Raw genomic sequence first — 25605 nt, 5'->3', positions numbered from 1 at the left:
GTTACCTGTGAGGGTGCCCCCAAAATCATTTCATGCCGCTCAATGTGATGCCCTCGATGAAGCGCCGTTGCGCCAGCATAAAGGCCACAATCAGAGGGGTTACGATGACGGTGGCGGTCGCCATCATTGGGCCAAAAAACGAGCCATCGCCGCCGCCCTTGAATTCGCGCAGGCCTAGGGGGGGCGTGAACAAGTCGCGGTTGCCAGTGACGACAATACGCGGCCAGAAATAGTCGTTCCAATGGGCAACGATCGAGAAGATGGCAAAGGCCAGAAGTGCCGGGATCGCCGTGGGCAGCATCACCCGCCAGACAATGGCAAACTCGCTCATCCCATCCATACGTGCGGCATCAATCAGATCGTCAGGTACGGTCATAAAGAACTGGCGCATCAGGAAGATGCCAAAGACCGAGATCGTCCAGGGCACCACCAATGCGGCATAGGTATTGGTCAATCCCAGCTTGGCCAGCAGGATGTAGAGCGGCAGGGCTATCGCGTGAACCGGGATTAAAAGGCAAAACAGAACCAGCGCAAAGACCGCATCTCGCCCCCAGAACTTCAGCTTGGCCAAGGCATAGGCCGCTGGCAGGGCCACCACGACCTGGATCAGAAAAATAGATGCGGTGACAATGATGCCATTCATCAAATAGCGCAGCAGAGGCGCCTCGGTGAAAGCCATGGTGTAGTTGAACACCACCGGGCGCATGGAACAGTCGGTTTCTGCTTCAGCAACTAGGGCGTCACGAATGCCCCTGTCATTTTGCCCCGGAAACCTCGGGGCTGCGGCGGTGATATCGGCTCGGCTTGGATCTCTCCGAACAACGCATCGCTCATCAACCATCAGCTCCTGGCGGCCAAAGAAACCACCTTCGCCCCGATCGATTTCCCCTGGCGACTTAAAGGAGTAGCTGACCATCATGTAAAACGGGGCAATGACAACGATCACGCCAAGGATCAAAAGGAGGTGCTTCCACCAATCACGGGTCATCAGTAGTGAACCTTTCGTTCCACCAGCCAGCGCTGGATCAGGGTGAGGAACATGACAAATGCGAGAAACACCATGGTGATTGCCGAACCGATGCCGATCAGGTTCTGCTGCACGCCTTTTTCAAAAATGGCGAACATCATCACATAGGTGGATTTGTTGGGGCCGCCGCCCTGGGGCCAAAAGGCCTCGATTGTGTCAAAGACCTGAAAGGCTCGGATACAGGAGATGGTGACAACAAAAACCGTGGTTGGTCCCAAGGCTGGCCAGGTCACCAGCCGGAACCGCTCCCAGGCGGATCTTGCGCCATCCATGTCAGCGGCGTGATAGAGCTCCCGGTGAACGCTGGTCAGACCCGCAAGGTACAACACCATGTTGAAGCCAAAGCCCTGCCAGATGCCGATAAAGCTGATGACCCAGATCGCATAACGTTTGTCGCCCAACCAGACCGGGAACTGCCCGGAACAGCCGTTGGCCATGAAGGACCAGATCCGTTCCAGAAAAGTTCCGCAACCCATTTCAAGCGTGCGATTGATCATGCCAATGGAAGGGTGCAGCATGAATTCCCAAGCAATAGCCATCGCTAGCAGGGTCGCCATAACCGGTAGGAAGTATATTGTTTTGTAGACTTCGCGAAACCGGCCCAGGGAATTGATCAACAATGCAGCCCCCAGTCCCAGGCCAACTGAAATAGGCACGACAGTCACAACATAGGTCAGCGTGGCAACAAACATTTTTGCATAGGTCGAGCGGGTGAACAGCTTTTCGTAGTTTCGGGTGCCGATCCAGTCGAACCCGCTGTTTCCAAGGGAGTAATTGGTAAAGGATAGCAGGCTTGCGACAAGGATTGGAGCCAGCAGAATTACGACCATGAGGATCAGGGCCGGCGCTGTCAGGATCCAGGCGGCGCGACGTTCTTTGGCGTTGTGAGATACTGTTTTTGCAACCACGGCTTCGTGTGGCACTCCGTCTGCCAACGACATATCAGGCCACCTCGGTTTTTGATGTTGTGGTTGAGTGGATGTCTCGCACACGGGCTCCAATGGCATCAAAAACCAGAGATTTCTCGGTGTCGAAATCCAGGCCGACCGTTGCCCCTTGGACCAATGACGCGCGTTTGTCAGGTGTGGTCCGGAAGGTGATGTGAGACCCTAGGCCGTTCACTGCGACCTGAACAAACATCTCTGACCCCAGGTTCTCGATATGTACAATCTGACCGCGAAGCGGAGCGTTACTGTTGACCAGGAAGAGAGTCTCGGGGCGCAATCCAAGGGAGCCAACAGCTTTGGTTCGGCGGCCTGTCGTGAGGGAAAGAGGCTGACCCAACAAATGGACCTGTCCGGTCTCGCTGAGTTCGACCGGCAGAAGGTTGATTTTTGGTGACCCGATGAACTCGGCCACTTCGATCCGGTCTGGGTCATCATAGACCGTTTCTGGTGCAGCACATTGCAGGATGCGCCCCCCCATCATGACCGCAATACGATCCGACATTGTCATCGCCTCGACCTGATCATGGGTCACATAGACAAAGGTTGCCTTCAGTTGGCGGTGTAGTTGAGCAATCTCAGCGCGCGTCTGAACCCGCAGTTTTGCGTCCAGATTTGAGAGTGGCTCATCCAACAGGAAGGCAGCAGGGTCGCGGACCAAGGCCCGCCCGAGTGCCACGCGCTGTCGCTGCCCGCCAGACAACTGTCCAGGTTTGCGATCCAGCAGGTGGGCGATTTCAAGGATCTCTGCAGCATGGGTGACCTCCTTGGCGATTTCCGCTGCGCGTTGTGCTTTCCCGGGCATGACGCCGCCAAGCAAAGGCAAGCGTTGCAGAGTGTTCATACGCCGCATCTTGAGCGGTACCGCAATGTTTTCGCCAACACTCAGATGGGGATAGAGGGCGTAGGATTGAAACACCATCGACAGATTGCGATCGGCAGCCCGCTGTCCTGCTACGGAGGTCCCGCCAATCTGCACGTCGCCTGAGGTTTGCTCTTCCAGACCTGCGATGATCCGCAGCAATGTTGATTTGCCGCAGCCAGATGGGCCGACAAGTGAAACAAACTCACCATCCGCGATGTCGAGAGACACACCTTTCAACACTTCGGTCTCGCCAAAGCGCTTGTTGATGTTTTTGATGCTTAGCCCGGCCATCTGATTCCTCCATCTGACAGGGATGGTTTAGGAACCTGAGCCTTCACTTTTGTGACGTCATATTAGTGAAACTAATGGGGGTTAGGCCTAGACCAAAGAGAGGTCCCATGCGCGCCAACCATCATCAGTTTGTGGCCTTTGCCTATGTGGTTCGGGAAGGCAGCTTTTCAGCCGCCGCTGTGCGCCTTGGCGTCACCCAATCGGCCATCACCCAGCATGTGGCAAAGCTGGAAAAACAGGTTGGTTCGCAATTGTTGTTGCGCAGTCGTGAAGGCATTGCACTGACCCGAACAGGTCAGGACCTGTATGATCTGGCAGATCGCCTTGTCACTTTGGATTCTTCGATCCGCGAGCGTCTGGAGGGCTATGAGGCCATGGCGCGTGGACATCTCAAGATAATTGCAAATGCGCCACTTCCGGCCTTGCGGGCAATCAGCCAATTTCGCATGGCCTATCCAGATGTAGAAATCGACTTCGCGCTTTATGGTTGGACCACCGCAACCCGGCTTTTGCGCGAGCGGCGCGCGGATGTCGGTTTGATCACTGATGCGCCTAAAATTGATGATTGGGAACGGATACCCGTTCAAAAGACCCGCTACGTTGCATACCTTCTGCCATCCTCGCCGCTGGCACATCGGGAGATTTTGAGCTTTGCGGACTTGCGACAGGAAACAGTGATTTTACCAGAAAGTGGATCATTGACTGAGCGTGTGGTGCGGGAGGCCGAGGCCAAACAGGGCATCCAGCTACAACGCACAATAAAAATGACCACTTTTCCCCTTATGTGCGAAGCCGTATTTCAAGGGGCAGGCATTGCCATCTTTCTCGGGAACAGCGGGTTAATATCGCGCGGCCTCAGGGAAGTGCCTGTTGTGGAGCTCTCGGAAACCCATGAAACCGCTGTTGTGGCGCCAAAGGACCGGGCAGGTCTACGGTTGGTGAAGGCCTTTATCGATACGGCGTCGTCTTCGGCCTTTTCTGACCCTGAGCTGTAGAAGTGAATCTGAGCCCCATTTGTCTCGCCCGGTAGGGACTGTGCCTAGCCACAGTAAAGGTCTGGTTTGTTGACGCTGCATTGCGGCGCGTTACTGCTCAGTCAATGACTGCTGTGGGCCGTTCGTGACGGCGGCGATAAGGGCCGGTAACACCAGTTTAGTCCACTGAAGAATGAGTAACTTATCCCGTTCGATATTGGGTGCCACCGGTTCTTCCCGGTGGGTCAGAGTTACGCCGTTGCGGCTCTTAACGCGGTATCCATCAGCGCCTTGATTTGTGATGTACTGGTCTGGGCGACGATGCGACCCAGTTCCTGATCCCCTTTCAGCACCACAAGTGTCGACCGGCGCGGGATGTTCATGCGTTTGACCAATTCCGATTTGCCGTAGGCGTCCCAATCAACGTCGACAAACGTAATCTTGGCTTCGTAGTCGGAGTTTTCTGATTTCAGCCTATTGATGACCCTCTCTTGAGCGGCGCAAGTGCTGCACCAGCTGGCCTTGAAGTCCAGAAACACGGTGTTTCCGGTCTTAAGATGTTTTTCGACCAGGCCGGGTTCATATTCCAGCGGGGCGGCGTTGGCGACAAACGGCAGGGCGGTTGCTGCTGCGGTCAGGAAAAGAAAGTGACGGCGATCCATGAGTGGGCTCCTGTGAGCATTGTTACAAAGAGACGGAGAGATCGATCAACCAGGGAGGCAGGACGCCGATCAACCAGGCCTCGATCACGTGGTGAAGGTTGAGCAGTAACGCCAGCCCTACGGCGACAAAGGCCGCCCCGAGAATAGGCCTGCTGCGGTGCGCCAGCGTGCGAAGCTGTGTATTGTAGCGCCCGACGGCGCCGCGGGTGCCATAGGCAAGACCAAGGATCAGCGCCGAGACGCCTAATGCAAAGAACACCATGATAGTGGTGGCGCGCAAAAGTCCCTCGCCCTGTGAGGCAAGTGAGATTGCCCCGCCCAGTGTCGGACCAATACAAGGGCTCCAGACAGCACCCAGCAGCAGCCCACCAAGGAACTGCCCACGCAGCCCGCCGCGGTCCAGCGTGTCGATTTGCGCATCAGCTTGCGAGGACAGGCCAGCCGTTGCTCCGGCTAGAACCGCCCCGGCCTGTGGCACCAAAAGCGCCAGCCCGAACAGCACCATCAGCCCGGCTCCGACCTTAGAAACCGTGTCAATGTCGACCCCAAGCACCTGACCAAAAGCGGTGATACCCACGCCCAAACTTACAAATGACAGGCTCAACCCCGCGCACAGGGCTACCGGCCCAAAGCGACTGGATTGAAACGCGGTGGCGATCACAATAGGCAACACCGGCACGACGCAGGGGTTGATCAAGGTCAGCAGCCCCGCACCAAATGCAAAAATTAGTTCCATGAAGGTCACTTAACGCGTACCTTGATGCGCTGTCATCAAACGATCCAGTGACTTGGTTTCACATGGTCGTGGGGTTTGTGACAACTGCGTCCCATTTTAGGGTCGCTGCGCATTGCATGGTCGGCATCACTGAGAAAGCTGCGCCGCAGCGCCAAGCCAAGCCAAGCAGCCAGCGACAGGACTAGGCGTTTGTGCTGACCGACACGAAGGGCGGACTTTCTCTGCAATTGTGAAGCAGACCGGTTCGAAGGTCTGAACGCATGGGTTTCTGTCTCAATCAAGTGTGTTTCTTTTTGGCCTGAACGCATCGCATAAAGCGGGATTGGTTTCGATGCGTGCAGCCCCAACAAGGTCAAGGCAGTAGGGAACGGCAGCGAAGACGGCTTCTAGGCACGTTGCAATTGCGGCAGGCTTGCCCGGCAATGTGACGATTAGTGTCTGACCGCGGACACCTGCATCCTGTCGTGATAGGATCGCGGTGGGGACTTCTTTGAGGCTGGGCAGCCGCATTGACTCTCCAAAGCCAGGCAAGCGCTTTCCGATGACATCGTCCAGGGCTTCGGGTGTTTCATCGCGCGGCGCCGGCCCGGTGCCTCCTGTCACAAGGATCAGGTCAGCCTTGTCCACATCAGAAAGCTGACGCAGGGCCGCGGCAACGGTGTCTCGTCCATCAGCAACGATTTGACGTTTGTAGGTGAGCTTGGTGGTCACGACCCTGCGCACCAAGCCCTCCTGCGCCGACGACGAGCACTCGGGCATTGCCAAGGCGTTTCTGACCTTCGTATCCGATTTCTGGCAGAATATGGTGGCGCGTATACCGTCCTTCCGAGAGAGAAACGTCCAGCATCTCAGCCCCCTGTCATCGGAGGGAAAAGGGCCACTTCACGCACCCCTTCAAGCGACGCTTCGAAATGCGAAAGATCCTGGACAAGCGCGACGCGCAAAGCCGAGCGATCTGCAAAGGCCGCAGCATAGCGTGGCTCCCGCCCGGAAAGCTCCGTGATCAGGTCTGAGACCTTCGAGGCGCAGCTTTCGACCTTCTCGCTCGGCAGACCGATCCGTTCACGAACCCAAGCAAAATATATAACATCATAAACGGCCATGATCATCCTCCGGTGTGGTTCATTCCGCGTGAGACGGCTCCCGAAATCTCATTCGCTGCATAGGCAAAATCATGCCCCTTTGGTTTGCGCGACAGGGCGCTTCGGATCGCCCTGTGGACCTCTGAAATATCCGTGGAATCGCGCAAGGCAGGCCGCAGGTCGCATGAACCTTCGCGGCCGAGGCAGGTGAACAATTCCCCACGACAGTTCACCCGAACCCGATTGCAACTTGCACAGAAGTTATGGCTCATGGGTGTGATAAAGCCGATGCGTTGCTGGGTGCCAAGCACGTCGCAATATCGTGACGGTCCACCAGTGCAGAAGCTCGTATCACGCAGAGTGAAGCGCTCTTCAAGCATGGAGCGCAGCTCGCCAAGGGGCCAATACTGTCCGAGCCGATCCTCGACCTCGACTTCCCCCATTGGCATCACTTCGATGAAGGCCAGATCGCAGCCTCTTTCCAGAGCCCAATCCACAAGGTCCGGGATCTCGGCATCATTGAACCCACGCAGCCCCATCGTGTTGATCTTGACCTGCAACCCGGCCGCACGGGCGGCCTCGATCCCTTGCAAAACCTGATCAAGGCGGCCACGACGTGTGACCTTTGCAAACTTTTCGGGATTGAGCGTATCAAGGGAGACGTTGATCCGCCGCACGCCATTGCTGGCCAGTGCGGGTGCAAAGCGGGTTAGTTGTGTCCCGTTTGTTGTCAGTGTTAGCTCCGCCAAGCGACCAGTCGCCACCTCGTGACCAAGTTTTTCGATCAGCGACATTATCCCGTGGCGGACAAGAGGTTCACCTCCGGTCAGTCGCAGCTTGCGCACGCCAAGGTCGATGAAGGCTCCTACCAGTTTTTCTAGCTCTTCGATTGAAAGCAGCTCACGCTTGGGTAGGAAGGTCATCCGTTCGGCCATGCAATAGGTGCAGCGCAGATCACAGCGATCTGTCACCGACAAACGCAGGTAGTTCACCTCGCGACCGAAGCTGTCAGACAGTGTTTTGCGGGTGCAGGCATCAAGCGGCATGGCGTGCTCCGGTCATGTGGTTGAACCAGTTCAGAATCGCGCTCTGATCCATCGGTAGGTCGCAGGACAACGCCTCACCAAACGCACGCCATTCCTCCGCATATGTCGGTCGAACTGCTGTCAGCACTGGGATACCCTTTACCATGGCCTGTCCGATGAGATCACGAAAACCACGGCCTTCGCTTTCACCGCGCCCAAACCTGTTGAGGACCAAAAGCTCCGATCCGCGATCCAGCTCCGTCTCCAGATAAGCGGCGCATTCTGCCAATGCTCCTGGATGCAGGCGGCACCCATGCGAGCCATTTCCGAGAGGTTGCGAAATCCGAAACGTCCTGGCGGCTCCGATAGCGTGCAAATCCATGTCGGCACAGTGGCATTCGCCACCTGTCTTGCCGCGGGATTGCAGGACGCCGCGCACCCGATGTCCATTGTTCAACAGGGTACCTGCAATGTCAGTGAATAGGCCATCAACATCCCCTGTTTCAAAGCGGATCGCGGCAAGCTTTGGATAAGTCATAGCAGGTCCTCCAAAGAGAGAAATGGTTGCCAATAAAGGCGATCCCCTGGCGCTAGCCTGTCAGTTTCAGCTGAGACGATGGCCAAACCATCAGCCTCGGCCAGGGGAAAGAGCGTGGCCGATACGCTGGCGCCAAGGCGCTTCAGGATCGGCAGTCCTTCGGGACTGTGTTCCGTGAGTGTCACAGGAAAGACTTCGGCACGCCCTGCCTTACGTGCCCACTCAAAACCAGAGTTGGCGTGATGTGTTGCAAATGTTCTGGGTGTTGCCCCCAGAAGCCGAGCGATTTGTGGCGCTACGAACAGGTGAAAGTCGACAAAGCTGGCAAATGGATTCCCTGGCAAACCGGTGAAAGTAGTGTGCCCCAATCGCCCAAAGGCAATCGGTTTGCCCGGCTTTAGTGCCACCCGCCAACCATCCAGTGTTCCACCAGCTGCGATGAGCGCTTCGCGAATGTGGTCACGTCCGCCTATAGAGACGGCGCCGGAGGTCAGCACCAGATCGAACCTGTCACGGATTCTTTCAAAGGCTTTGGTTGTTTTGCTCAGATCGTCGGGAAGAACACCAAGGTCTGTCACTTTGGCCCCCATCTGTACGCATAGCGACATCAACATTGGACGGTTGGCATCATGGATCTGACCCGGACGGCGTGGTTGCGTAGCCAGTTCGTCCCCCGTCGAAAAAACGCCAACCCGAATGTGTCTGCGCACCAGGCATGTCTCGACGCCATTGGCGGCAAGAAGCCCGACATGATGCGCAGCAATATGTTGCCCAGGATGGAGCAGAATTGTGCCCTTGGCCTGGTCACTACCGGCGCGGCGAATGTTGTCGCCTTCTCTTGGAGGGATGGAAAATACGACGGTGTCACCTTCCTGCTCAGAGTGTTCGGACATGACAACTGCATTTGCCCCCGACGGGATTGGCGCGCCGGTGTAGATGTGAACAGCGGTTCCCGGTTTCAACACCGAGGGAGCGTCGCCTGCGGCAATCTCTGCTGAGATCGGCAAACGGTTGCTGCTTTGGCTATCGGCAGTGTTGACGGCAAAGCCATCCATGGCGGAGTTGTCGAAAAAGGGCATAGCCTCTGCTGAAATCACCGCTTCGGCGGCAACACGACCGGCACATTTGTAAACGGAGACAGCTTCCGTTTCGGTAACAGGAGTAACTCTGTCCAAAGCCAGCGAAAGCGCGGTCTTGAGCGGCATCAGGGGTTGTTTGATACTGTCGCAGCCACATCCCGTATCCTGCATCTTGTCCAGCATTGTGACCTCCGGCTCTTACTAATCTCAGCCTGCTTTGAGCAGGTGTTGAAGAGAGGGGGCGGTTGGGCCGCCCCCTCCGGGTTCGCTACTTGGCGTCTGCCGCGTTTTTCATCAGGTAATCCATGACAAGTTCGCGTTCGCTGTCTTCCAGCCCAGCGCGTTCAAACATGGAGGGCACGATGCCTTTCCATTGTTGCTGCGTGTAATGGGTCACTTCACGCGGGGCATGGCAGACGGTGCAGCGTTCAAAGAACATCTTTTCGCCTGCTGTCATGTCGGCATAAAGCGCTGATGTCAGAGCTTCGAGACGCTCCAGGCCAAGCTGCTCGTCATCAATAGAGGCGATTTCCATGTCCTCGATGATGGCAGGCGGGTCATAGGCCATGTTCGGACCTTCCGGGTCCTCACATTTGCGCATCTCGATCAACACGGTATTGGCCGTGGTGGCTTCTGACAGGCCCGAGGCACGCTGGGTCGAGGTCAGGAAGTTCGCCAATCCCGAATTGTCACGACCCTTGCTGTCCAGCTGTGGCCAGCCTCCTTCATAGATCGAAACAACGCCTGGCATGATGTCATCCGAGACAACGGCGCCTGCAATGACGGTGCCGCGCTTGTTGTAAAGCTCGACCAGATCGCCATCTTCGATACCGCGGTCCGCGGCATCCTGAGCATTGATCCGAACCGGTTCACGCCCCTGGACCATGTAGAGATCACGCAGGCGCTGCGAATTGGCCATCTGGCTGTGCAGACGGAACCAGGGGTGTGGCGAGACAACGTGCAGCTGGCCTTCCTTGGCGTTGCCGAGGTATTCGTGTTTCTCCATCCACATCGGCATGCCGGGGCAGTCTTCAAGCGCGAAGTCAGCGATGGTTTCGCAGAACATCTCGACCTTACCCGATGAGGTATGCAGCGGGTTCGCTTCGGGATCTTCAAAGAAGGCCCCATGACGGGTCCATTTGCGGGCCTCAGCAGGCACCGGCATACGGGCATAGCCCTTTTCCCAGAATTCCTCGAAGGGGATCTCTTTTGCGGCACCGGATGCTTCATAGGCGATTTTGATGTGGTACATCTTGTCTTCACCATCGGTGAACTGCGCCCACAGACCCAGCTTATCGGCAAGCCCTTCGAAGATTTCATAATCGGGCAGGCTGTCGGCAACAGGTTCGATCACTTTCTTCATCGCATAGACACGGTCGTTCGAATAGGTCCCACCCGAGGTGATATCGTCCTGTTCCAGTGTCGACGCAGCAGGCATGACGATGTCAGCCCAACGGGTTGCTGCTGTCCACCAGACATCCACGCAGACAATGGTTTCAACCTTCTGCAGGGCACGAATAAGTCTGTTCGTATCCTGCTGGTGCGACATGAAGTTGTTGCCGGAGTTGAAGATCACCTTGATGTCCGGATAGGTATTGTTCTGCCCGTTGTAAAAGAAGTCCACGCCAGGGTTTTCCAAGGCTTCGGTGATGCGTGACGCTGGCACGATCTTTTTCACAAAGTTCCGGCCCTGACTCAGGCCGACGGGAGTCGCGTTGCCGCCCTGTGGCATGCCACCATTACCATAGTGCCAGCTAAAGCCGACGCCCTGGCCTGGTTTGCCGATTTTACCGAGCAAAGCCTGGAAGTTGACGATAGACCAATAGGCCATTTCACCATGCTGTGCACGTTGGATCGCCCAGGACCCCGCAATGCAGGTCTTGCTGGTGGCAATCAGTTCACAGAGCTCCTTGATCTGCTGTTCCGCGATGCCGGTGATTTTCGACGCCCATGCTGGTGTTTTTGGCGTGCCGTCTGTTTCGCCTTTTACATAAGCGATCCATTTGTCGGCACCGACGGTGTACCTCGCCATGTAGTCCTTGTCGTCCCAGCCATTTTCCAAGGCGTGGTAGGCCATCGACAGGAACAATGCGGTATCGGTGTTCGGAATGATCGCAGTGGATTCAGCGCCTAGGTATTCATCCGAGGCCGTGCGTTGTGGGTTGATAGAGATGAACTTGACGCCATTGTCGCGGATCTCTTCCCAATGGGCATACATGCCGTGGTCGGCCACACGGTATTCAATGCGGTTATTCTTGATTGGGTCACAGCCAACCATCACGAATACTTCGGTGTTGTCGCGGATGGTTTCCCATGCGGATTGAGCCGAGTAGACCTCCATGTCGCCAATGATATGCGGCATGACAACCTGCCCGGCGCCAGCTGACCAGTCACCCGCGGTATTGGTGCAACCGCCCATCTGGTTCAGCAGGCGACCCTGCAGAACGTTGGGGCGGAACACACCCGCGTTCGACCAGCCGCCATAGGACGAGCTGAAGATCGCTTCATTGCCGTGGTTCGTGGCTGTGTCCAAAAGTGCCTTGGCGGTCAGAGACCACGCGGTATCCCAATCAACACGGACCCATTCTTCCTTGCCGCGAAGCTCAGGTTTGGTATCGCCGCTTTCCCAGCCTTCCAGGTAAGATTTACGCACCATCGGGTAATTGACGCGGGTCTTGTCGTAGGTCCGGTCCATGACGCCATAGGTCAGCATCTCAGTCGGGCGGGCATCCAGTTCCATCATGGTGTTGATGCCAACAAGTTTCCCGTCACGCACGACGGCCTCAAAGGGGCCATAGTGGCTGGCGTGGAATGTGCGCCCCGAAAACGAGTTCGGGTCGATAGAGGCAAGTGCGGTGGTCCCCAATAGGGAGGTTGCGCCAAATGCAGCAGCGCCCCCTTGCAGGAATGCACGGCGGGTTGGATTGATGAATGTCATGGGTATTCCTCCTTGGACAATCTTGATGCGATTGTGTGGCGAAGGAGGCCTCGTCTCGTTGACGCCGCGCAATTTGCTTTGTGCGAAATTGTAAATGAATGTAACCATGACGTCATGGCACAGCATATCATCATTGTCGAAGACGACCGGGTATCGCGAATGCGGCTGGCTGGGTATCTGCGGCAGCTGGGCTATCGTGTGACGGAAGCAGAAGATGCAGAGCAGATGGAACATCTGCTGGAGCACGACCCTGCCGAATTGCTGCTGGTGGACATCAATCTTGACGGCAAAGATGGCCTGACGATCACTCGCGAACAACGTGCTCTGTCCAAGGTTGGCATTATCCTTCTGACCGCTCGCGATGATCAGGTCGACAAAATTGTTGGCTTGGAAATGGGGGCGGACGACTATGTCACCAAACCCTTTGACAAACGTGAACTTGCGGCCCGCATCAAAAACCTGCTGGTTCGGATCAGTGACATCGGACAGGCTCCCGAAGGTCCCGCACCAATCGACACCTTCGGCCCCTGGTGCTTTGACCGCATCCGCCGCCGTCTGGTCAGCCAGTCCAGAACAGAGACACTGACCGAAATAGAATTTGGCGTGTTGAAAGCTTTGACCGACAATCCCGGCATCACACTAAGCCGTGTGCGCATTGATGAGCTGCTTGGTCGTCAGCATACGCGTACCAGCGACAGGACGATTGATGTCGTTGTTGGCCGATTGCGCAAGAAGATCGAAGAAGACCCAGGCAATCCAGCTTGGGTCTTGACCGTTCATGGGCAAGGTTATCGCTTCATTGATCCCGCCGCGGGTTGAAGGCCCGCCCTGATCATCGCGGATTTTAACATGTCTTCCGCTTCTTTTGCAGCTCGACGCAGATCTGTGCGCTGCTCGGACGACAAACTGCCATCTGTTCCTTCACATTGGGCTAAAACACCGCGGAGCCTCTCCAACCTGTAGTTGGACACTGCGCCCTTTAGCCTGTGCGCCAGACGTTTCCTCTCATCTGCCTGCGCTGTTTCAATCTTCTCGATTGCACCCGGTACATCTGCACAGAGCTCCAAAAGCACATGCGTCGTCGTCTCAATCCCCAGATCAACAACATCGTCTTGAATGCTGTGCAACACCGCGTCGAACTGGCTATCTCCTGCGGTTTCAGTTTCTGGTCGTTGTGGCAGCTCGTCAATCAACTCCACCAACCTGCGCGGAGAAATCGGCTTTGCCAGAATACGTTTAACGCCCAGACGTTCGCGCTCAGGTGCCGTGTCCTCAATGACATGTGCCGTCAGGGCGGCCACCACTGTTGTTGCGGGAAGTGGAGCAAGGCGCCTAATGACCTCCTCACCGCTGATGTCGGGCAAGCCCAGATCGACGAGGATCAGATCAAACTGGTCTGATTTTACTGCTGCAAGAGCAGCCCGCCCGGTCTCAGCTTCAGTGACATGACATCCCAGACGCTCGAGATAGCCGCGCGCAACGATGCGGTTTACCGGATGATCCTCGACCACCAGAACCGCTTTCTCAATATTGCCCACGGGCAAATGCGCATGTTGTTCAATCTTGTCGGGGTCCCCCAACGCGACCGGCAGACTGAGGGTAAAGCGGCTGCCAACGCCGGGTTCGCTTTCCACTTTGAGAGCCCCCGCCATCGCTTCCGTCAGGTTGCGCGAAATTGGCAGCCCAAGTCCGGTGCCTTCCGTCCAACTGCTTTTAGCACCATCGGTACGTGTGTAGGGATCAAACGCCCGAACCAAAAACTCCTGGGACATGCCGATACCTGTATCCTGCAGCACAAAGGTCAAGAGCATTTGGCCACCGACATCTGTTAGTACGCAGTCAACCAAAAGCGATATTGCGCCTTCGTTTGTGTACTTGACCGCATTTGAGATCAGGTTGGTGAGAACCTGTCTGATCTTGACAACGTCACCAAATAGAACCGGTGGTCCTTCTGCCGACAGATCAACAGAGGCGGTCAGTCCCTTCGCTTTTGCATCCCCCGTCAAATGATGGCCCAGCTGTCCTGCAAAGTCCCGAAGGTTGAAATGGACCGGGCTGGTGCGCGCAGCCATTGGTTCACTGCCGGAATAGACCAATATGTCATTGCTCAATTCCAAAAGCTCACGCGCTGACACAAGAGCCGTGCTGATCCGCGCCTTCTGTGCCTCGACCTTCACCTCTCCCAAAAGCAAGTCGAGCATTCCGATCACGCCATTTAGGGGGGTGCGAATTTCATGGCTCATCCGCGCCAGGAACTCTGACTTGCTGAGGTTGGCAGCTTCAGCATCCGTGCGGGCGGCGTCAGAAGCCTTCATCTCCTGAACCACTTCCCCTGTGCGAGCCAGAACAGCTTCTTCCAACGAGAGGCGCAATTCAGCCGCTTGCATCGTGCGGCGGCGCAATACGTTGATGGCTTTTTCCATGCGCCCGATCTCGTCGTGGCGGGTGATTTCGATCGGAGTGTCAAAGCGCTCCCGCGCCAGGTCGATCACACGGTCCGCGACCAAGCGTAGCCGCGTGACCAGCTCGCGCCGGGCATAGCTCCAGCTGAAGGCGGCCACCAAACCGGACATCAATACCAGAACCAAAAGCCCATTGGCCAATCGCCCGGTAAGGAGGTTGCTGCGTTGGATTCGCAGAAGGCTTGCGGACTGAACATCGTGCCGGAGCGCCTGGGCGCGCAACGAAAGTTCGTCCACGGCATCAAGCAATCGTCTACTTTCAACCTCAACCTTTGTGCGCAGCTCTAATCTGCGTTTTGACAATTCAAGTAAACCATTCACCTCAAGTGTTTCGCTTTGTTTTCGCAGAAGTTTGCGTGCTTCTTCGCGCCCCCCTTTCGTTGGAAGAAAGGGAATGCGTCGCACAAACAGCGCTTGGTTTCTCCGGATTTTTTCTCCAGCCAGAGCCACATTACCGGGCGTTTTCAGAAGGGGGACTTCATGCAAGGTCAGGCGAGTGGCTTCGGAGGTGCGAAGGAGCTCAGTCAACCTGTCGAACGCAAAGAAATCCCGGTCGGCCAGCCGGTCAAGCTCAGCGCGCCGATCTGTTCCATCATTGGAATACAAATCTGCGATCGTAGCGGTGATTTTCAATCTGGCGAGATCAAGCTCAGTTTCCAGCAATGCTGCAAGATCCTGCCCTGTCTGCCCGACCTCAACAGTAGCCTCTTGAGCTAATGTTTTCAAATCAAGCGCGTAGCGTGCATTGCGGGCCATGCTGTTCAGGATTGCATCGATGTCGGGCTGTTCACGAGACGGCGATGGTTTCGCGACCATCGCTTCCAAGGACTGCATCCCTTTTTGGATACGCCCGACAGTCTGGCTCAGTGCGGTAGTCAGCTCTTCTTGTGCCGACTGCGTGTCGGCCTGCACAAACGAGGAGGCAAGCGAGCGCACAAGACCGGCCTCAGCCGCAACACGACCAGAAAGCTCCATTGCCGGGCCATTCTCTTCAATGAGCCGGGTATTGGATTGTACTAGATAACGGTTGACGCCTACAGCCGCGATGCCCACCATGATGGCCAGAAAACCCATGAGCGAGAAAACGAGCATTAGTTTCTTATCGAAAGATTGGCGTCGCATGGCGAGAGCCTACGCGCGGCGATTTGCAACTGCAATCGTCAGTCTCGTTCTTGCGGTAGGTCTTTTTCCCGAAAATTTCGTAGTTCGGGCTGAAGACCAACAACTTTCGGTCTGTGTTCTGGTCCCACACTTCAAGGACGAATACTGGCTCAGTGTGGGCTATGGGCTCGAGCACGAGGCGCGCATTCATGCCGTTGATCTTTTGTTCTATGAGGCGGGCGGTTATCAATCTCTAGACAATCAGGTCGCCCAGCTTAAGAAATGCTCCACCCAGGGTGTAGATGCTATTCTTGTCGGCGCTGTATCATCTGACCATCCCGATTTGCTGACGGCAATTCATGAAGTCGCTGAGGTCGTTCCCGTTTTTGGATTAGTGAACGAGTTGCACAGTGAGGATCTTTCGGGGCGGATCGGAGTGGATTGGCAGAAAATGGGACAGGTTCTTGGCGATTTCCTGGCAATGATGCATCCCTTTGGTACGGCACAAAAACGTGCCGTTTTGATTTCCGGCCCAGCTGAATCCGGTTGGGTCGCGCCGCTTGAACTGGGGCTGCGCGAAGGGTTGAAGGGCGGCAGTGTCGAAATTGTTGCTGTGTTCAGCGCAGACACAGGGCTACGCCAACAGCTCAATGCAGTGGAAGAGGCATTCGCAAGCGTTCCTGACATTGACCTTTTGATTGGCAGCGCGCCAGCGGTGGAAGCAATAATCGGATTGAGAGAGGTCACGGGCCTGTACACGGATGTGGAATTGGTCTCGACCTATATCAGCCATACGATCAAGCGCAGCATCCTGAACGAAAGAGTATTAGCGGTTCCATTTGACGACCCGGTGCAACAAGGAGAGCTTGCGCTCAAACAGGCTCTTAGGGTCCTGCAAACGGGTCGCAAAGAAGGCCTTGCCGGGCCGGAAATCAGGCTCTTTAACCACAAGGAAAGCAGCAAGATGACAGCACCTCTCTCGCCTTCTGTTTTTTTTCCGGAAATTCAGTAGCCTTCATTACCGGTTTGCTACTGCTCTGGGATGACGTGAGGCCATCCATTTGCACAGCCATGAACTCGAAAGCCGCACGGAGTTGGAAACTCAGCTAGACGGGCTGCAACCGCAGCATCAACGAGGGAGACGAATGGCAGGTTTGGACCGATACCAGCGCGTCATGCCACGGGAGTCACAACTTTACAAAGGTCACTTCCTGCGCCCCGCTGATGTTGGTGCGCAGTGCAGTATGTGGGCTTCAGTCTCCGGAGGCTTGAATGGCTGCGTTCACCTGTCTGACGCGCAACCTTGGGGCAGCCGAGCAAGGCGGCCCATTTCCTTTGATTTTGTTCCGACTAAGGTGTTCTATTTTCTGAACTGGCTTTGAAAACTCCTAAAAATTATTTGATTGTGGATCGGGAGGTCTCCGTCCGAGCCGCGGAGGTGGGACCATTTCACCCTAATATTTATTTGGTTTTGTGCCTTGTTCGTGACGGCGATCGTTATACGCTATCTGGTCTGTGTCAGGTCTGACCCGAGTTGGGAATTGTCCTGTCGGGTATTAGATCCTGGCCGGACTTAGTGTTACTTGATATCGATGGTTCGCCGTACCGTGTGAGAGGCTGGGTCCAGAATCAGGATCTGGTTTTCTGTGGTCACTACTGCAATCCAACCCGACCCAAAGGTCACGGCCTGGGCAGTGGTGCCTGCAGGCAGGGTGATTTCTGCGGGCAGGCTGGGGCCATCCGCGGACAAGCGGATGACAAGCAGGGAAATTACCACTACAAGCCCGCCAATCATCACCACGGTCAATGTGGTCACCAGCCGACGCAGGAACTTGAGCTGCGGCGGCTCGTCTTGAATTTCAGGCTCGGAAGGATCAGTCATGGGCAGCCGCCAGATTGAGTTTATCATCGCGGAAGACCCGCCTAAGAGGCTTGATAAAGCGGTTTCGCGGGATGTTCCAGCGGAAGCGACATTGTCGCGCACAAGGCTGGCGCGGCTGATCGAGGCTGGCAGCCTGTCGGTGGATGGCGCGGTGGTACAGGATGCCAAGGCGCGCGTTGCTGAGGGCGCTGTGATCTCCATCACTGTAGAGGAGGCCGAGGACAGCCACATTGGCCCCGAAGATATCGCCCTGGATGTGATCTTTGAGGACGATGATCTGATCGTCATCAACAAGCCTTCGGGCATGGTGGTGCATCCGGCGCCGGGAACGCCATCGGGGACTTTGGTCAATGCTCTGTTGCATCACTGTGGCGATAACCTGTCCGGGGTAGGCGGGGTCAAGCGCCCCGGTATCGTGCACCGCATCGACAAGGAGACCTCCGGGCTCTTGGTGGTGGCCAAATCGGATGCGGCGCATCAGGGATTGGCGCAGCAGTTTGAGAAACACACGGTTGAGCGCTATTACCGCGCCATTTGCTACGGGGTGCCGGATGCCAATGACCCGCGCCTACGTGGCGTGAAGGGCACCAGTTTTGAACCGGGCAATATCCTGAAGCTGACCACCCAATTGGCACGACACAAACATGATCGTCAGCGCCAGGCGGTTTTGTTTCAGGGCGGCCGTCATGCGGTGACACGCGCCCGCATTGTCGAGCCCTTTGGCAATCCACCCGTGGCGGCCCTGATTGAATGCTGGCTCGAAACCGGACGCACTCACCAGATCCGGGTTCATATGACCCATGCGGGACATGGGCTGGTTGGTGATCCGACCTATGGTGGCAAACGCAAGCTGGCAGCCAAGTCTCTGACCCCGGCGGCTATTGCCGCAGTGCAGAACTTTCCCCGGCAAGCCCTGCATGCGGCGGTTCTCGGGTTTGTGCACCCTGTGACCGGCGAGGATCTGCGATTTGAAGCGCCGCTGCCTGAAGATATGGCCTCTCTGATTTTGACTCTTTCTCAACCCGTTGTAAAAGCTTGATTGTTTTTGCAACTATCTGTGACGCATGTCACAGATAGTTCTGGGAGTGAAATATATAGTGTTTCTTGTAGGCACCCCTTGAAAGGTGTTTAGCGCTAACCCATATGACTTAATGTTAAGCCCGTAAACATCTTGGGAGGGACCGTTTGAATGGCTAATTACGCAAATCTGCCCGCACCGACCCCCGAAGGCGGTTTGAACCGCTATATGCAAGAAATCCGCAAATTCCCGCTCCTGGAGCCGGAAGAAGAATACATGCTGGCCAAGGCCTGGGTGGAAAAAGAGGACTCTGGTGCCGCGCATCGGATGGTGACCTCGCACCTGCGTCTCGCCGCAAAAATTGCCATGGGCTACCGTGGTTACGGTTTGCCGCAGGCCGAAGTGATCTCTGAGGCCAATGTTGGCCTGATGCAGGCGGTCAAACGCTTTGACCCTGAAAAGGGCTTCCGCCTGGCCACCTATGCCATGTGGTGGATCCGCGCCTCGATCCAGGAATATGTCCTGCGGTCCTGGTCGATGGTCAAGCTGGGCACCACCTCGGCGCAGAAAAAGCTGTTCTTCAACCTGCGCAAGGCCAAGGCTCGGATTGGCGCTTTGGAAGAGGGCGACCTGCGTCCTGAAAACGTTGCCAGGATCGCCCATGATCTGGGCGTGACCGAAGACGAAGTCATCTCGATGAACCGCCGCATGTCTGGTGGCGATGCCTCGCTCAATGCCACTGTTGGCAGCGAGGGCGAAGGTACCATGCAGTGGCAGGATTGGCTTGAGGATGAAGACGCTGATCAGGCTGGCGATTATGAAGCCCGTGATGAGCTGGAAGCCCGTCGCGAGCTGTTGGGCCAGGCGCTGGAGGTGTTGAACGACCGCGAGAAGGACATTCTGACCCAGCGCCGTTTGGCGGAGAAGGTTCAGACGCTGGAAGAGCTGAGCGCGCAGTATAATGTCAGCCGCGAGCGGATCCGTCAGATCGAAGTGCGCGCCTTTGAGAAACTGCAAAAGAAAATGCGCGAACTGGCCTCTGCCAAGGGCATGCTGGCGGCGCATTAACGGCCACCAGGTTTTGCCTGGGTGCAGTCAGGAATGAACAAACGGGCGGAGCCATCTGGTTCCGCCCGTTTTCTATGGCAGGTCGGAGGTTCAGAGGAGACCTGACCCGGGCTGGGAGGGCTGGCACATTAACAGCTGGCAGGGGTCCAGAAGGGCTGGGTCGGATACCTTGCGGGCTGGCCTAGGGCTGGCGAGCGAGGGGCCTGGCGTGTCGGACGGTCCGAGGATAAGGCCTGACAGGCGGTGGCTGAAGTCACAGGTGGCTGGCTTCAAATCCCACAGGGTCCAAAATCTGAACACAGCGGAACGGCTGGCTTAGAGCGTTTAAGTTGCTGGCTTAGCTGGCTGTCTGGCGTGTCCCGGCTAGGCCCGGACTGGCTGGAGTAGCTTGCTGCTTGCTGCCTGACGATCCGGCTAGCTGCAGTTCCTGTGTTCTGGATAACGGTGTGAGAGTGAGTCGTCAATTGGGTTTTGGGAAAAATCGTGCAAATTCAAATACTTGATAGTAATACTCAGGTACTTGATCGGAACTCTCATAATTGGGCATGCAAAGAGCGGTGCATTGAGAGATAACGTTTAGAGTCTGGACTGAACCGTGAGCAGTTGGTCCAGCAAATCCAGATCAGGGTCGCCTTGTAGATCTGTTCCTTTGCGCCAAGCGAGGGACAGAGCACATTTTGCGCTGGCCCATTGTAACAAACGCTTTGGTGAGACGTCGAAGGCCTGTCCCCAATGATGGGCGCGCTGCCCTATAAGATCTGCGGCAGACAGGGGGCACTTGAGCCCCGTTGGGTGGCGAAAGGCATTGGCGAGTTCATAGCAGCGCTCACCGAGGATGCCTTTTGCATCGAAGGCGCAAAAACCACGCGGACCTAGGCGGATGTTCTCATGGTGCAAATCCCCGTGCAGCGGACGGATGTTCACCTGGCTGGCCAGCAGCCCCTCTGCAAGGTTTTGCGCCCTGCGCATGGCGCCTTTGTGCTGTGATGATAGGGCCAGGTCTGAAAGCGGTGACTGCAATGCCTGGAACCAATGTGCGAGTGGCAGCAGCCCAGGAATGTCCAGTTCCTTGGTTTGGCGGTGTATTTCTACGGCGACCTCTACCAGCGTCCTGTCGGCCACGTCCCCTTCGCCCCTTCGGGCAATATCCCCCAAGGACGGTCCATCCAGCCATTCCATCAATACTGCATTCGGGGTGATCTGGTAGATTGTTGCAGTTGGCCCCTGCACCTGGGCCAGGAAGGGAAACCCAGAGGCTTCATTACCCATATGCCCCGAGGTGTAGCATTTTAGCGCGGCTCTTCCATGGTGGCGTGTTTCGACCTGCCAGATTTGCGCCCGTGGCACGGTCTGCACCAAAATGGCCTGGGTGATTTGGAAGGATGAAATCAGCTCTGCCGGAAGGGCAGGTTTTGCGTTGTGATCCATACTGCTTCCTCGTCCCTTCTTTGGGCTACTCGGTGATCTGGAATGGCATCCGCATAACCCTTTGTAGGCCAAACAATCCGCCAAAGTGCATTTCGCCAGAGTCTAAAAAGCCGTTCTTGCGGTAGAGGTTGAGCGCATTGAGGTTTTGCAGATCCACAGTCAGGACCAGGCCGGTTTGATAGGGATAATGCTGGTGTAGGTAGTCAGGCAAGACCTGTAGCGCTCGCGTCGCATAGCGCTTTTTCTGGTGCTGGCGGTCGATCATGAAGCCCCGCAACCCCAACTCATCCGCCTGAGCGAGCCCATAGGCCCGGTCAATCTTGAAAAAGCCGATGGCCTTAGACTGTAAAAAAATGGCGTGGAAATCCACGCCATCTTCTGCGGTTTCAAAAGCCTGCCTCACGGTGCCGGAATACAGGGTCTGATCGGGTTCCACCTGAATATGGTGGACCAGATCAAGCTCCTGGAGACCAACGGGCCTGAGGCGGAGAGGCATCAGTCTTCCATGGCTTCCAGCTCGTCGATCATGCCAGAGATCATCGACAGGCCCTTGTCCCAGAACTTGGGGTCCGAGGCATCGAGACCAAAGGGCGCCAGCAGCTCTTTGTGGTGCTTTGAGCCGCCGGCCTTGAGCATGTCAAAATACTTGTCCTCAAAGCCCTCACCGCCCTCGGCATAGACTGAGTAAAGCGCGTTCACCAGGCCATCACCAAAGGCATAGGCATAGACATAGAAGGGCGAATGAACAAAATGCGGCACATAGCACCAGAAGGTCTCATAGCCCTCCATGAAGTCAAAGGCCTCGCCCAGGCTCTCGGCCTGCACTGACATCCACAGCGCGTTGATGTCATCCGGTGTCAGCTCGCCCTCAGCGCGGGCGGCATGGAGTTTGCACTCAAAATCATAAAAGGCGATCTGGCGCACCACGGTGTTGATCATGTCTTCGACCTTGCCCGCCAGCAGGATCTTGCGCTCCTCCTTGGTTTCAGCCTTGTCCAGCATCTTGCGGAAGGTGAGCATCTCGCCAAAGACAGAGGCGGTTTCCGCCAGGGTCAGCGGGGTAGAGGAGAGCATCTCGCCCTGTTCGGCAGCCAGCACCTGATGCACGCCATGGCCCAGCTCATGCGCCAGGGTCATCACGTCCCGCGGCTTGCCCAGGTAGTTCAGCATCACATAGGGGTGCACGTCCGTGACAGTGGGATGAGCAAAGGCACCGGGGGCCTTGCCGGGCTTCACGCCCGCATCGATCCAGCCCTTGCTAAAGAAGGGTGCGGCGATCTCGCCCATGCGGGGATCAAAGGTCTCATAAGCCTCCATCACGGTCTTTTCGGCCTGTTCCCAGTCCACCACACGGGTGTCTTCCATGGGCAGCGGTGCGTTGCGGTCCCAGACCTGCATGCGGTCCAGCCCTAGCCATTTGCGTTTCAGCTCATAATAGCGGTGGCTCAGCTTGGGGTAGGCGGCGACCACGGCTTCGCGCAGGGCCTCGACCACCTCGGGCTCGACATCGTTGGACAGATGGCGGCCGGTCTGCGGCGTGGGCATGCCGCGCCAGCGGTCCATGATCTCTTTTTCTTTGGCCTGGGTGTTGTGCACGCGGGCAAATGTTTTGAGGTTTTCCTGAAACACCCGCGCCAATTCGCGCGAAGCGGCTTCGCGTTTGCTGCGGTCCTGTTCGGTCAGCAGGTTCAGGGTGCCTTCGATGTTCAGCTCTTGGCCATCAACGGTAAAGGTAAGGCCTGCAATGGTCTCGTCGAACAGTCGCTCCCAGGCGTCACCAACAACACCCAGATCGTGCAGGAAGCGTTCCAATTCATCCGAGAGCTGGTAGGGTTTCATGGCGCGGATACGATCAAACACCGGCTTGTAGCGGGCGAGATCGGCATTGGCGGCAAAATGGGCTGCCAGTGTCTCGTCTTCGATGCGATTGATTTCCAGGGTGAAAAACACCAGCGGCGTGGTGAAGATGGTGATCTTCTCCTGGCAGTCGGACATGAATTTTGTCCGCTCGGCATCCGTGGTCAGCTGGTAGTAGCGCAGACCCGCATAGGACATGATGCGCCCGGCAATAGAATTGATCTTTTCATTGCGCAGCACGCAATCCAGCAGGCCTGCGGCATCCAGAGCGGCCAGATTGCCCTCATAGTCGGCGGCAAAGGCGCTGCATTCCTGCTCCAGCCAATCCAGATCACGGGCGAGCTCTGGCGCATCATCGGCGGCGTAGAGATCAGTAAGGTCCCATACCGGCAGATTGCCCAGCTCATCTGAACCAGAGCTGGCATTGGCATCGCGGACGGGAAAGGGGAGTTGCTGCATGGGGGCTCCTTGGCGGGCATCTCTGTTTTTACGTTGCACAACATCTAAGGGCCGTAGGGCGAGATCACAAGCAAAGCCCCGCGCCGAAGACCGGGGCGGGGCTGGATTTATTGTGCGAATTTGTGGTAAGCACACCTCGGGAAATTCTGCCGAAGGCGGGCGAGATCAGAGCGTCGCTATCTGACTAGCGGTACTGGCCAAACAGCAGGGTCATCTTGTCAAAGGCCCTGCGGCGGATCTCGCTGTCTTCCATGACAATTTCATGCTGGGCCGGATCAATTAGGTCGAGCTCGCCACCAGGCCAACGGGACATGCGTTCTTTCACCGCCTCGCTGTTGACGATCTGCTCTTGCGAGCCAAGAAAGGTAAGGCAGGGCAGGACGGGAGAGGGATGCTCGGCCAGGGCTTCGCATTCTTTCAGACCTTCGCTCAACCAGTTGATGGTGGGGCCGCCCAATACCAGATCGGGCTCGGCCCTGAGCTGGTCAATCATCAACTGATACATCGCCGGGTCATTGGTCAGGGTATTGCCTTTGAAGGGCGCGGTTTCCACGTAGTGGCCTTCGGTTGTTGTGGGAACACGTTTGTTGCTCAGCCCCAGCGAGGGCGCCAACCCGCCAAGAATACGGGCGATGGGCTTCATCGCTTTGGGAATGAGGATCCCCCACATAGGCGCGGAAAAGGCACAGGCTTTGACCGGTAGCCCCTCCATCAAGGCGCGCAGACCGATGGCACCGCCCATGGAATGACCCAGCAGATACCAGGGCTCAGGGAGCTTCAGCTGTTTGGCCAGTTTGACCACTGCAGCTACGTCCTTTTGAAAATCGCCAAATTCTTCGACATGGCCAAGGCGGCGGTCGCTTAACATGCGATCCCCCAGCCCCTGTCCGCGCCAGTCCACCGCCAGAGCGGCATAGCCACGGGCATTCAGGTCAATCGCTGCGGGGCCATATTTCTCGACATATTCGGTGCGACCAGGGAAAATCAGCACGGTGCCTTTTACCGGTTCTTCACCTGTTGGCAGCCAGTGACCGACGCGAATGCGGAGGCCATCTTTGGTGGTTGCCCAATGGGCCTGTCCTGTTTCGGGTCCTTCTGCGATTTCAGCAAAATAGGGCGCTGGGGTCAGGTCCATCAGGCTTTTGTCCATTAGGCCAGAGCCGATGCCAGCTGCATAGCTGTGCCCATGTCGCCATCGATCGTCAGCTTGCCGGACATAAAGGCGCTGGTTGGGTTCACCTCACCGGTCAGGATACCCTGGAAGGTTTCTGCATCGGCGGACATGGTGACATCGGCTTCTTCGTCGCTGACGCGTGCGCCGTTGCCGTCCAGAATGATGGAGCCCAGGCCTTCGATTGCAAATTTGGCGGAGGCGGAGAAATCGCTGCCGGCCATTTTTTCGTTCATGGCTGCGGCGGCCTGTTCAAGTGTCTGGCTCATTTGTGTCGTCCTTTGATCATGGTGCAGGATGTGCACATAATTGACATTGTGCGCCGGGGCGCACGGGGAAACTGCAATTTTGCGTGAGGCGTCTGCTTCCAGCACTGGAAAAAACGCTACGCAGGGTTACACTGGGGTATCATGATCGCAAATCAATCGAACCTCAAAGCTATCGTGGCGGCAACGCTGCTTACAGTCACGATTTCCATGCCTTTGGCAATCTCTGCGGGTGAAAATTCGCAAGAATCTGACCTGCTGGCTCAGCTGATATCCGCTGATGCCGATGCAGCGCGGAGTTTGGATCGGGAATTGCAGGCGCTTTGGCGCAAAAGCGGCTCTGCGGCGATGGACCTGTTGTTGTCTCGGGCCACAAAGGCGATGGCTGCGGGGGATTTGCCCGCGGCTCTTGAACATCTGACGGCGCTGACCGATCACGCGCCGGATTTTGCCCGCGGCTGGTATGAGCGCGCCCGCGCCTATCATGCAATAGGGGCCTATGGGCCTTCGGTTGCGGATCTGGAACGCGCTTTGGCGCTGAACCCCAATGATTACAATGCGATCTACGCTTTGGGGACGGTGTTTGAACAATTCCGTGATCCCAAACGCGCCTATGAAGCCTATTTGCGTGCCAAGGCTATACATCCCCATCACGAGGAAGTACTCAGCGCGCTGGAACGTCTGCGGCCCGAGGTGGCAGGCAAGGATCTTTGAGCCGACTTGATTTCTAAG

The 25605-nt window shown here is 56.6% G+C and carries 24 protein-coding genes and 1 pseudogene; 6 read left to right on the top strand and 19 right to left on the bottom strand.

Annotated features, from left to right (window positions below):
• Positions 1-25: 25 nt before the first annotated feature.
• Genes ED661_RS04535 through ED661_RS04525 form a run of 3 tightly spaced genes read right to left on the bottom strand, consistent with a single transcriptional unit; the run spans position 26 to position 3127 of the window.
• Positions 26-988 (bottom strand): carbohydrate ABC transporter permease, encoded by a 963-nt coding sequence (locus ED661_RS04535; RefSeq protein WP_122072766.1) that lies wholly within the window; start codon positions 986-988, stop codon positions 26-28.
• Entirely contained in the window at positions 988-1968 is a 981-nt protein-coding gene (locus ED661_RS04530) for a carbohydrate ABC transporter permease (protein WP_122072765.1), read from the bottom strand. Before ED661_RS04530 ends, ED661_RS04535 begins: the two co-directional genes overlap by 1 nt.
• Position 1969: 1 nt before the next feature.
• The gene (locus ED661_RS04525) at positions 1970-3127 is read right to left on the bottom strand and encodes an ABC transporter ATP-binding protein (protein WP_122072764.1); all 1158 of its coding nucleotides are present in this window, start codon (positions 3125-3127) and stop codon (positions 1970-1972) included.
• A 107-nt stretch (positions 3128-3234) separates the two neighbouring features.
• Here ED661_RS04525 and ED661_RS04520 point away from each other — a divergent pair, with 107 nt between their 5' ends.
• Positions 3235-4122 carry a LysR family transcriptional regulator gene (locus tag ED661_RS04520; protein WP_122072763.1) on the top strand — a complete coding sequence of 296 codons (888 nt, stop codon included), beginning with the start codon at positions 3235-3237 and terminating at the stop codon, positions 4120-4122.
• Positions 4123-4352: 230 nt separating this feature from the next.
• Here the strand turns inward: ED661_RS04520 and ED661_RS04515 are convergent, their stop codons facing one another.
• The 9 genes and pseudogenes from ED661_RS04515 to ED661_RS04475 form a co-directional block, all read right to left on the bottom strand.
• A complete protein-coding gene (locus ED661_RS04515) occupies positions 4353-4763 on the bottom strand; it encodes a thioredoxin family protein (RefSeq protein ID WP_122072762.1) in 411 nt (136 codons plus the stop codon).
• A gap of 22 nt (positions 4764-4785) precedes the next feature.
• A complete protein-coding gene (locus ED661_RS04510) occupies positions 4786-5499 on the bottom strand; it encodes a cytochrome c biogenesis CcdA family protein (protein ID WP_122072761.1) in 714 nt (237 codons plus the stop codon).
• A gap of 273 nt (positions 5500-5772) precedes the next feature.
• The gene (mog, locus tag ED661_RS04505) at positions 5773-6210 is read right to left on the bottom strand and encodes a molybdopterin adenylyltransferase (RefSeq protein WP_254054766.1); all 438 of its coding nucleotides are present in this window, start codon (positions 6208-6210) and stop codon (positions 5773-5775) included.
• Positions 6211-6217: 7 nt separating this feature from the next.
• Positions 6218-6346: pseudogene (locus ED661_RS22155) on the bottom strand (ThiF family adenylyltransferase); the annotation flags it as partial.
• A gap of 1 nt (position 6347) precedes the next feature.
• Positions 6348-6602 (bottom strand): MoaD/ThiS family protein, encoded by a 255-nt coding sequence (locus ED661_RS04495; RefSeq protein WP_122072758.1) that lies wholly within the window; start codon positions 6600-6602, stop codon positions 6348-6350.
• A 2-nt stretch (positions 6603-6604) separates the two neighbouring features.
• Entirely contained in the window at positions 6605-7627 is a 1023-nt protein-coding gene (moaA, locus tag ED661_RS04490) for a GTP 3',8-cyclase MoaA (protein WP_122072757.1), read from the bottom strand.
• Positions 7617-8144 carry a DUF2478 domain-containing protein gene (locus ED661_RS04485; protein WP_122072756.1) on the bottom strand — a complete coding sequence of 176 codons (528 nt, stop codon included), beginning with the start codon at positions 8142-8144 and terminating at the stop codon, positions 7617-7619. Before ED661_RS04485 ends, moaA begins: the two co-directional genes overlap by 11 nt.
• On the bottom strand, positions 8141-9406 hold the full coding sequence (gene glp / locus ED661_RS04480; protein WP_122072755.1) for a gephyrin-like molybdotransferase Glp: 1266 nt from the start codon (positions 9404-9406) through the stop codon (positions 8141-8143). Before glp ends, ED661_RS04485 begins: the two co-directional genes overlap by 4 nt.
• Positions 9407-9491: 85 nt before the next feature.
• A complete protein-coding gene (locus ED661_RS04475) occupies positions 9492-12161 on the bottom strand; it encodes a molybdopterin-dependent oxidoreductase (protein WP_122072754.1) in 2670 nt (889 codons plus the stop codon).
• A 12-nt stretch (positions 12162-12173) separates the two neighbouring features.
• On the opposite strand from ED661_RS04475, the gene ED661_RS04470 reads away from it, so the two are divergent.
• The gene (locus ED661_RS04470) at positions 12174-12980 is read left to right on the top strand and encodes a response regulator (protein WP_371412396.1); all 807 of its coding nucleotides are present in this window, start codon (positions 12174-12176) and stop codon (positions 12978-12980) included.
• On the opposite strand, the gene ED661_RS04465 is transcribed toward ED661_RS04470, so the two are convergent.
• Entirely contained in the window at positions 12950-15715 is a 2766-nt protein-coding gene (locus ED661_RS04465) for an ATP-binding protein (RefSeq protein WP_162930037.1), read from the bottom strand. The genes ED661_RS04470 and ED661_RS04465 overlap by 31 nt on opposite strands.
• Here ED661_RS04465 and torT point away from each other — a divergent pair.
• Positions 15696-16736 carry a TMAO reductase system periplasmic protein TorT gene (gene torT, locus ED661_RS04460; RefSeq protein ID WP_162930036.1) on the top strand — a complete coding sequence of 347 codons (1041 nt, stop codon included), beginning with the start codon at positions 15696-15698 and terminating at the stop codon, positions 16734-16736. The genes ED661_RS04465 and torT overlap by 20 nt on opposite strands.
• A 567-nt stretch (positions 16737-17303) precedes the next feature.
• Here the strand turns inward: torT and ED661_RS04455 are convergent.
• On the bottom strand, positions 17304-17606 hold the full coding sequence (locus ED661_RS04455) for a DUF6476 family protein (protein ID WP_122072751.1): 303 nt from the start codon (positions 17604-17606) through the stop codon (positions 17304-17306).
• Between ED661_RS04455 and ED661_RS04450 the strand changes: the two genes are divergently transcribed.
• Together ED661_RS04450 and rpoH are read left to right on the top strand one after the other, a co-directional pair.
• Positions 17605-18645, top strand: coding sequence for an RluA family pseudouridine synthase (locus tag ED661_RS04450; protein ID WP_122072750.1), 1041 nt, complete (start codon positions 17605-17607; stop codon positions 18643-18645). The two genes, ED661_RS04455 and ED661_RS04450, sit on opposite strands and share 2 nt — an antisense overlap.
• 150 nt (positions 18646-18795) lie before the next feature.
• Positions 18796-19692, top strand: a complete 897-nt coding sequence (rpoH, locus tag ED661_RS04445; protein ID WP_122072749.1) for an RNA polymerase sigma factor RpoH — start codon at positions 18796-18798, stop codon at positions 19690-19692.
• A gap of 576 nt (positions 19693-20268) precedes the next feature.
• On the opposite strand, the gene ED661_RS04440 is transcribed toward rpoH, so the two are convergent.
• The 5 genes from ED661_RS04440 to ED661_RS04420 all read right to left on the bottom strand — a co-directional run bounded on the left by ED661_RS04440 (position 20269) and on the right by ED661_RS04420 (position 24876).
• Positions 20269-21120, bottom strand: a complete 852-nt coding sequence (locus ED661_RS04440; protein ID WP_122072748.1) for an aminoglycoside phosphotransferase family protein — start codon at positions 21118-21120, stop codon at positions 20269-20271.
• A 25-nt stretch (positions 21121-21145) separates the two neighbouring features.
• Complete coding sequence (locus ED661_RS04435) at positions 21146-21616, bottom strand: GNAT family N-acetyltransferase (RefSeq protein ID WP_122072747.1); 471 nt, start codon at positions 21614-21616, stop codon at positions 21146-21148.
• Positions 21616-23436, bottom strand: coding sequence for a M3 family oligoendopeptidase (locus ED661_RS04430; RefSeq protein ID WP_122072746.1), 1821 nt, complete (start codon positions 23434-23436; stop codon positions 21616-21618). The genes ED661_RS04435 and ED661_RS04430 overlap by 1 nt, the downstream gene beginning before the upstream one ends.
• 184 nt (positions 23437-23620) lie before the next feature.
• Positions 23621-24586: an alpha/beta fold hydrolase gene (locus ED661_RS04425; protein WP_122072745.1), complete on the bottom strand. Its 966-nt coding sequence runs from the start codon at positions 24584-24586 to the stop codon at positions 23621-23623.
• A complete protein-coding gene (locus ED661_RS04420; RefSeq protein WP_122072744.1) occupies positions 24586-24876 on the bottom strand; it encodes an SCP2 sterol-binding domain-containing protein in 291 nt (96 codons plus the stop codon). The genes ED661_RS04425 and ED661_RS04420 overlap by 1 nt, the downstream gene beginning before the upstream one ends.
• 141 nt (positions 24877-25017) lie before the next feature.
• Between ED661_RS04420 and ED661_RS04415 the strand changes: the two genes are divergently transcribed.
• Complete coding sequence (locus ED661_RS04415) at positions 25018-25587, top strand: tetratricopeptide repeat protein (protein WP_122072743.1); 570 nt, start codon at positions 25018-25020, stop codon at positions 25585-25587.
• Positions 25588-25605 lie beyond the last annotated feature (18 nt).

Source organism: Pseudophaeobacter sp. EL27, assembly GCF_900313025.1.
In the GTDB taxonomy this organism is placed as follows: domain Bacteria; phylum Pseudomonadota; class Alphaproteobacteria; order Rhodobacterales; family Rhodobacteraceae; genus Pseudophaeobacter.
The sequence above is the reverse complement of the archived record's forward strand: the minus strand, read 5'-3'. Positions and strand labels throughout refer to the sequence as shown.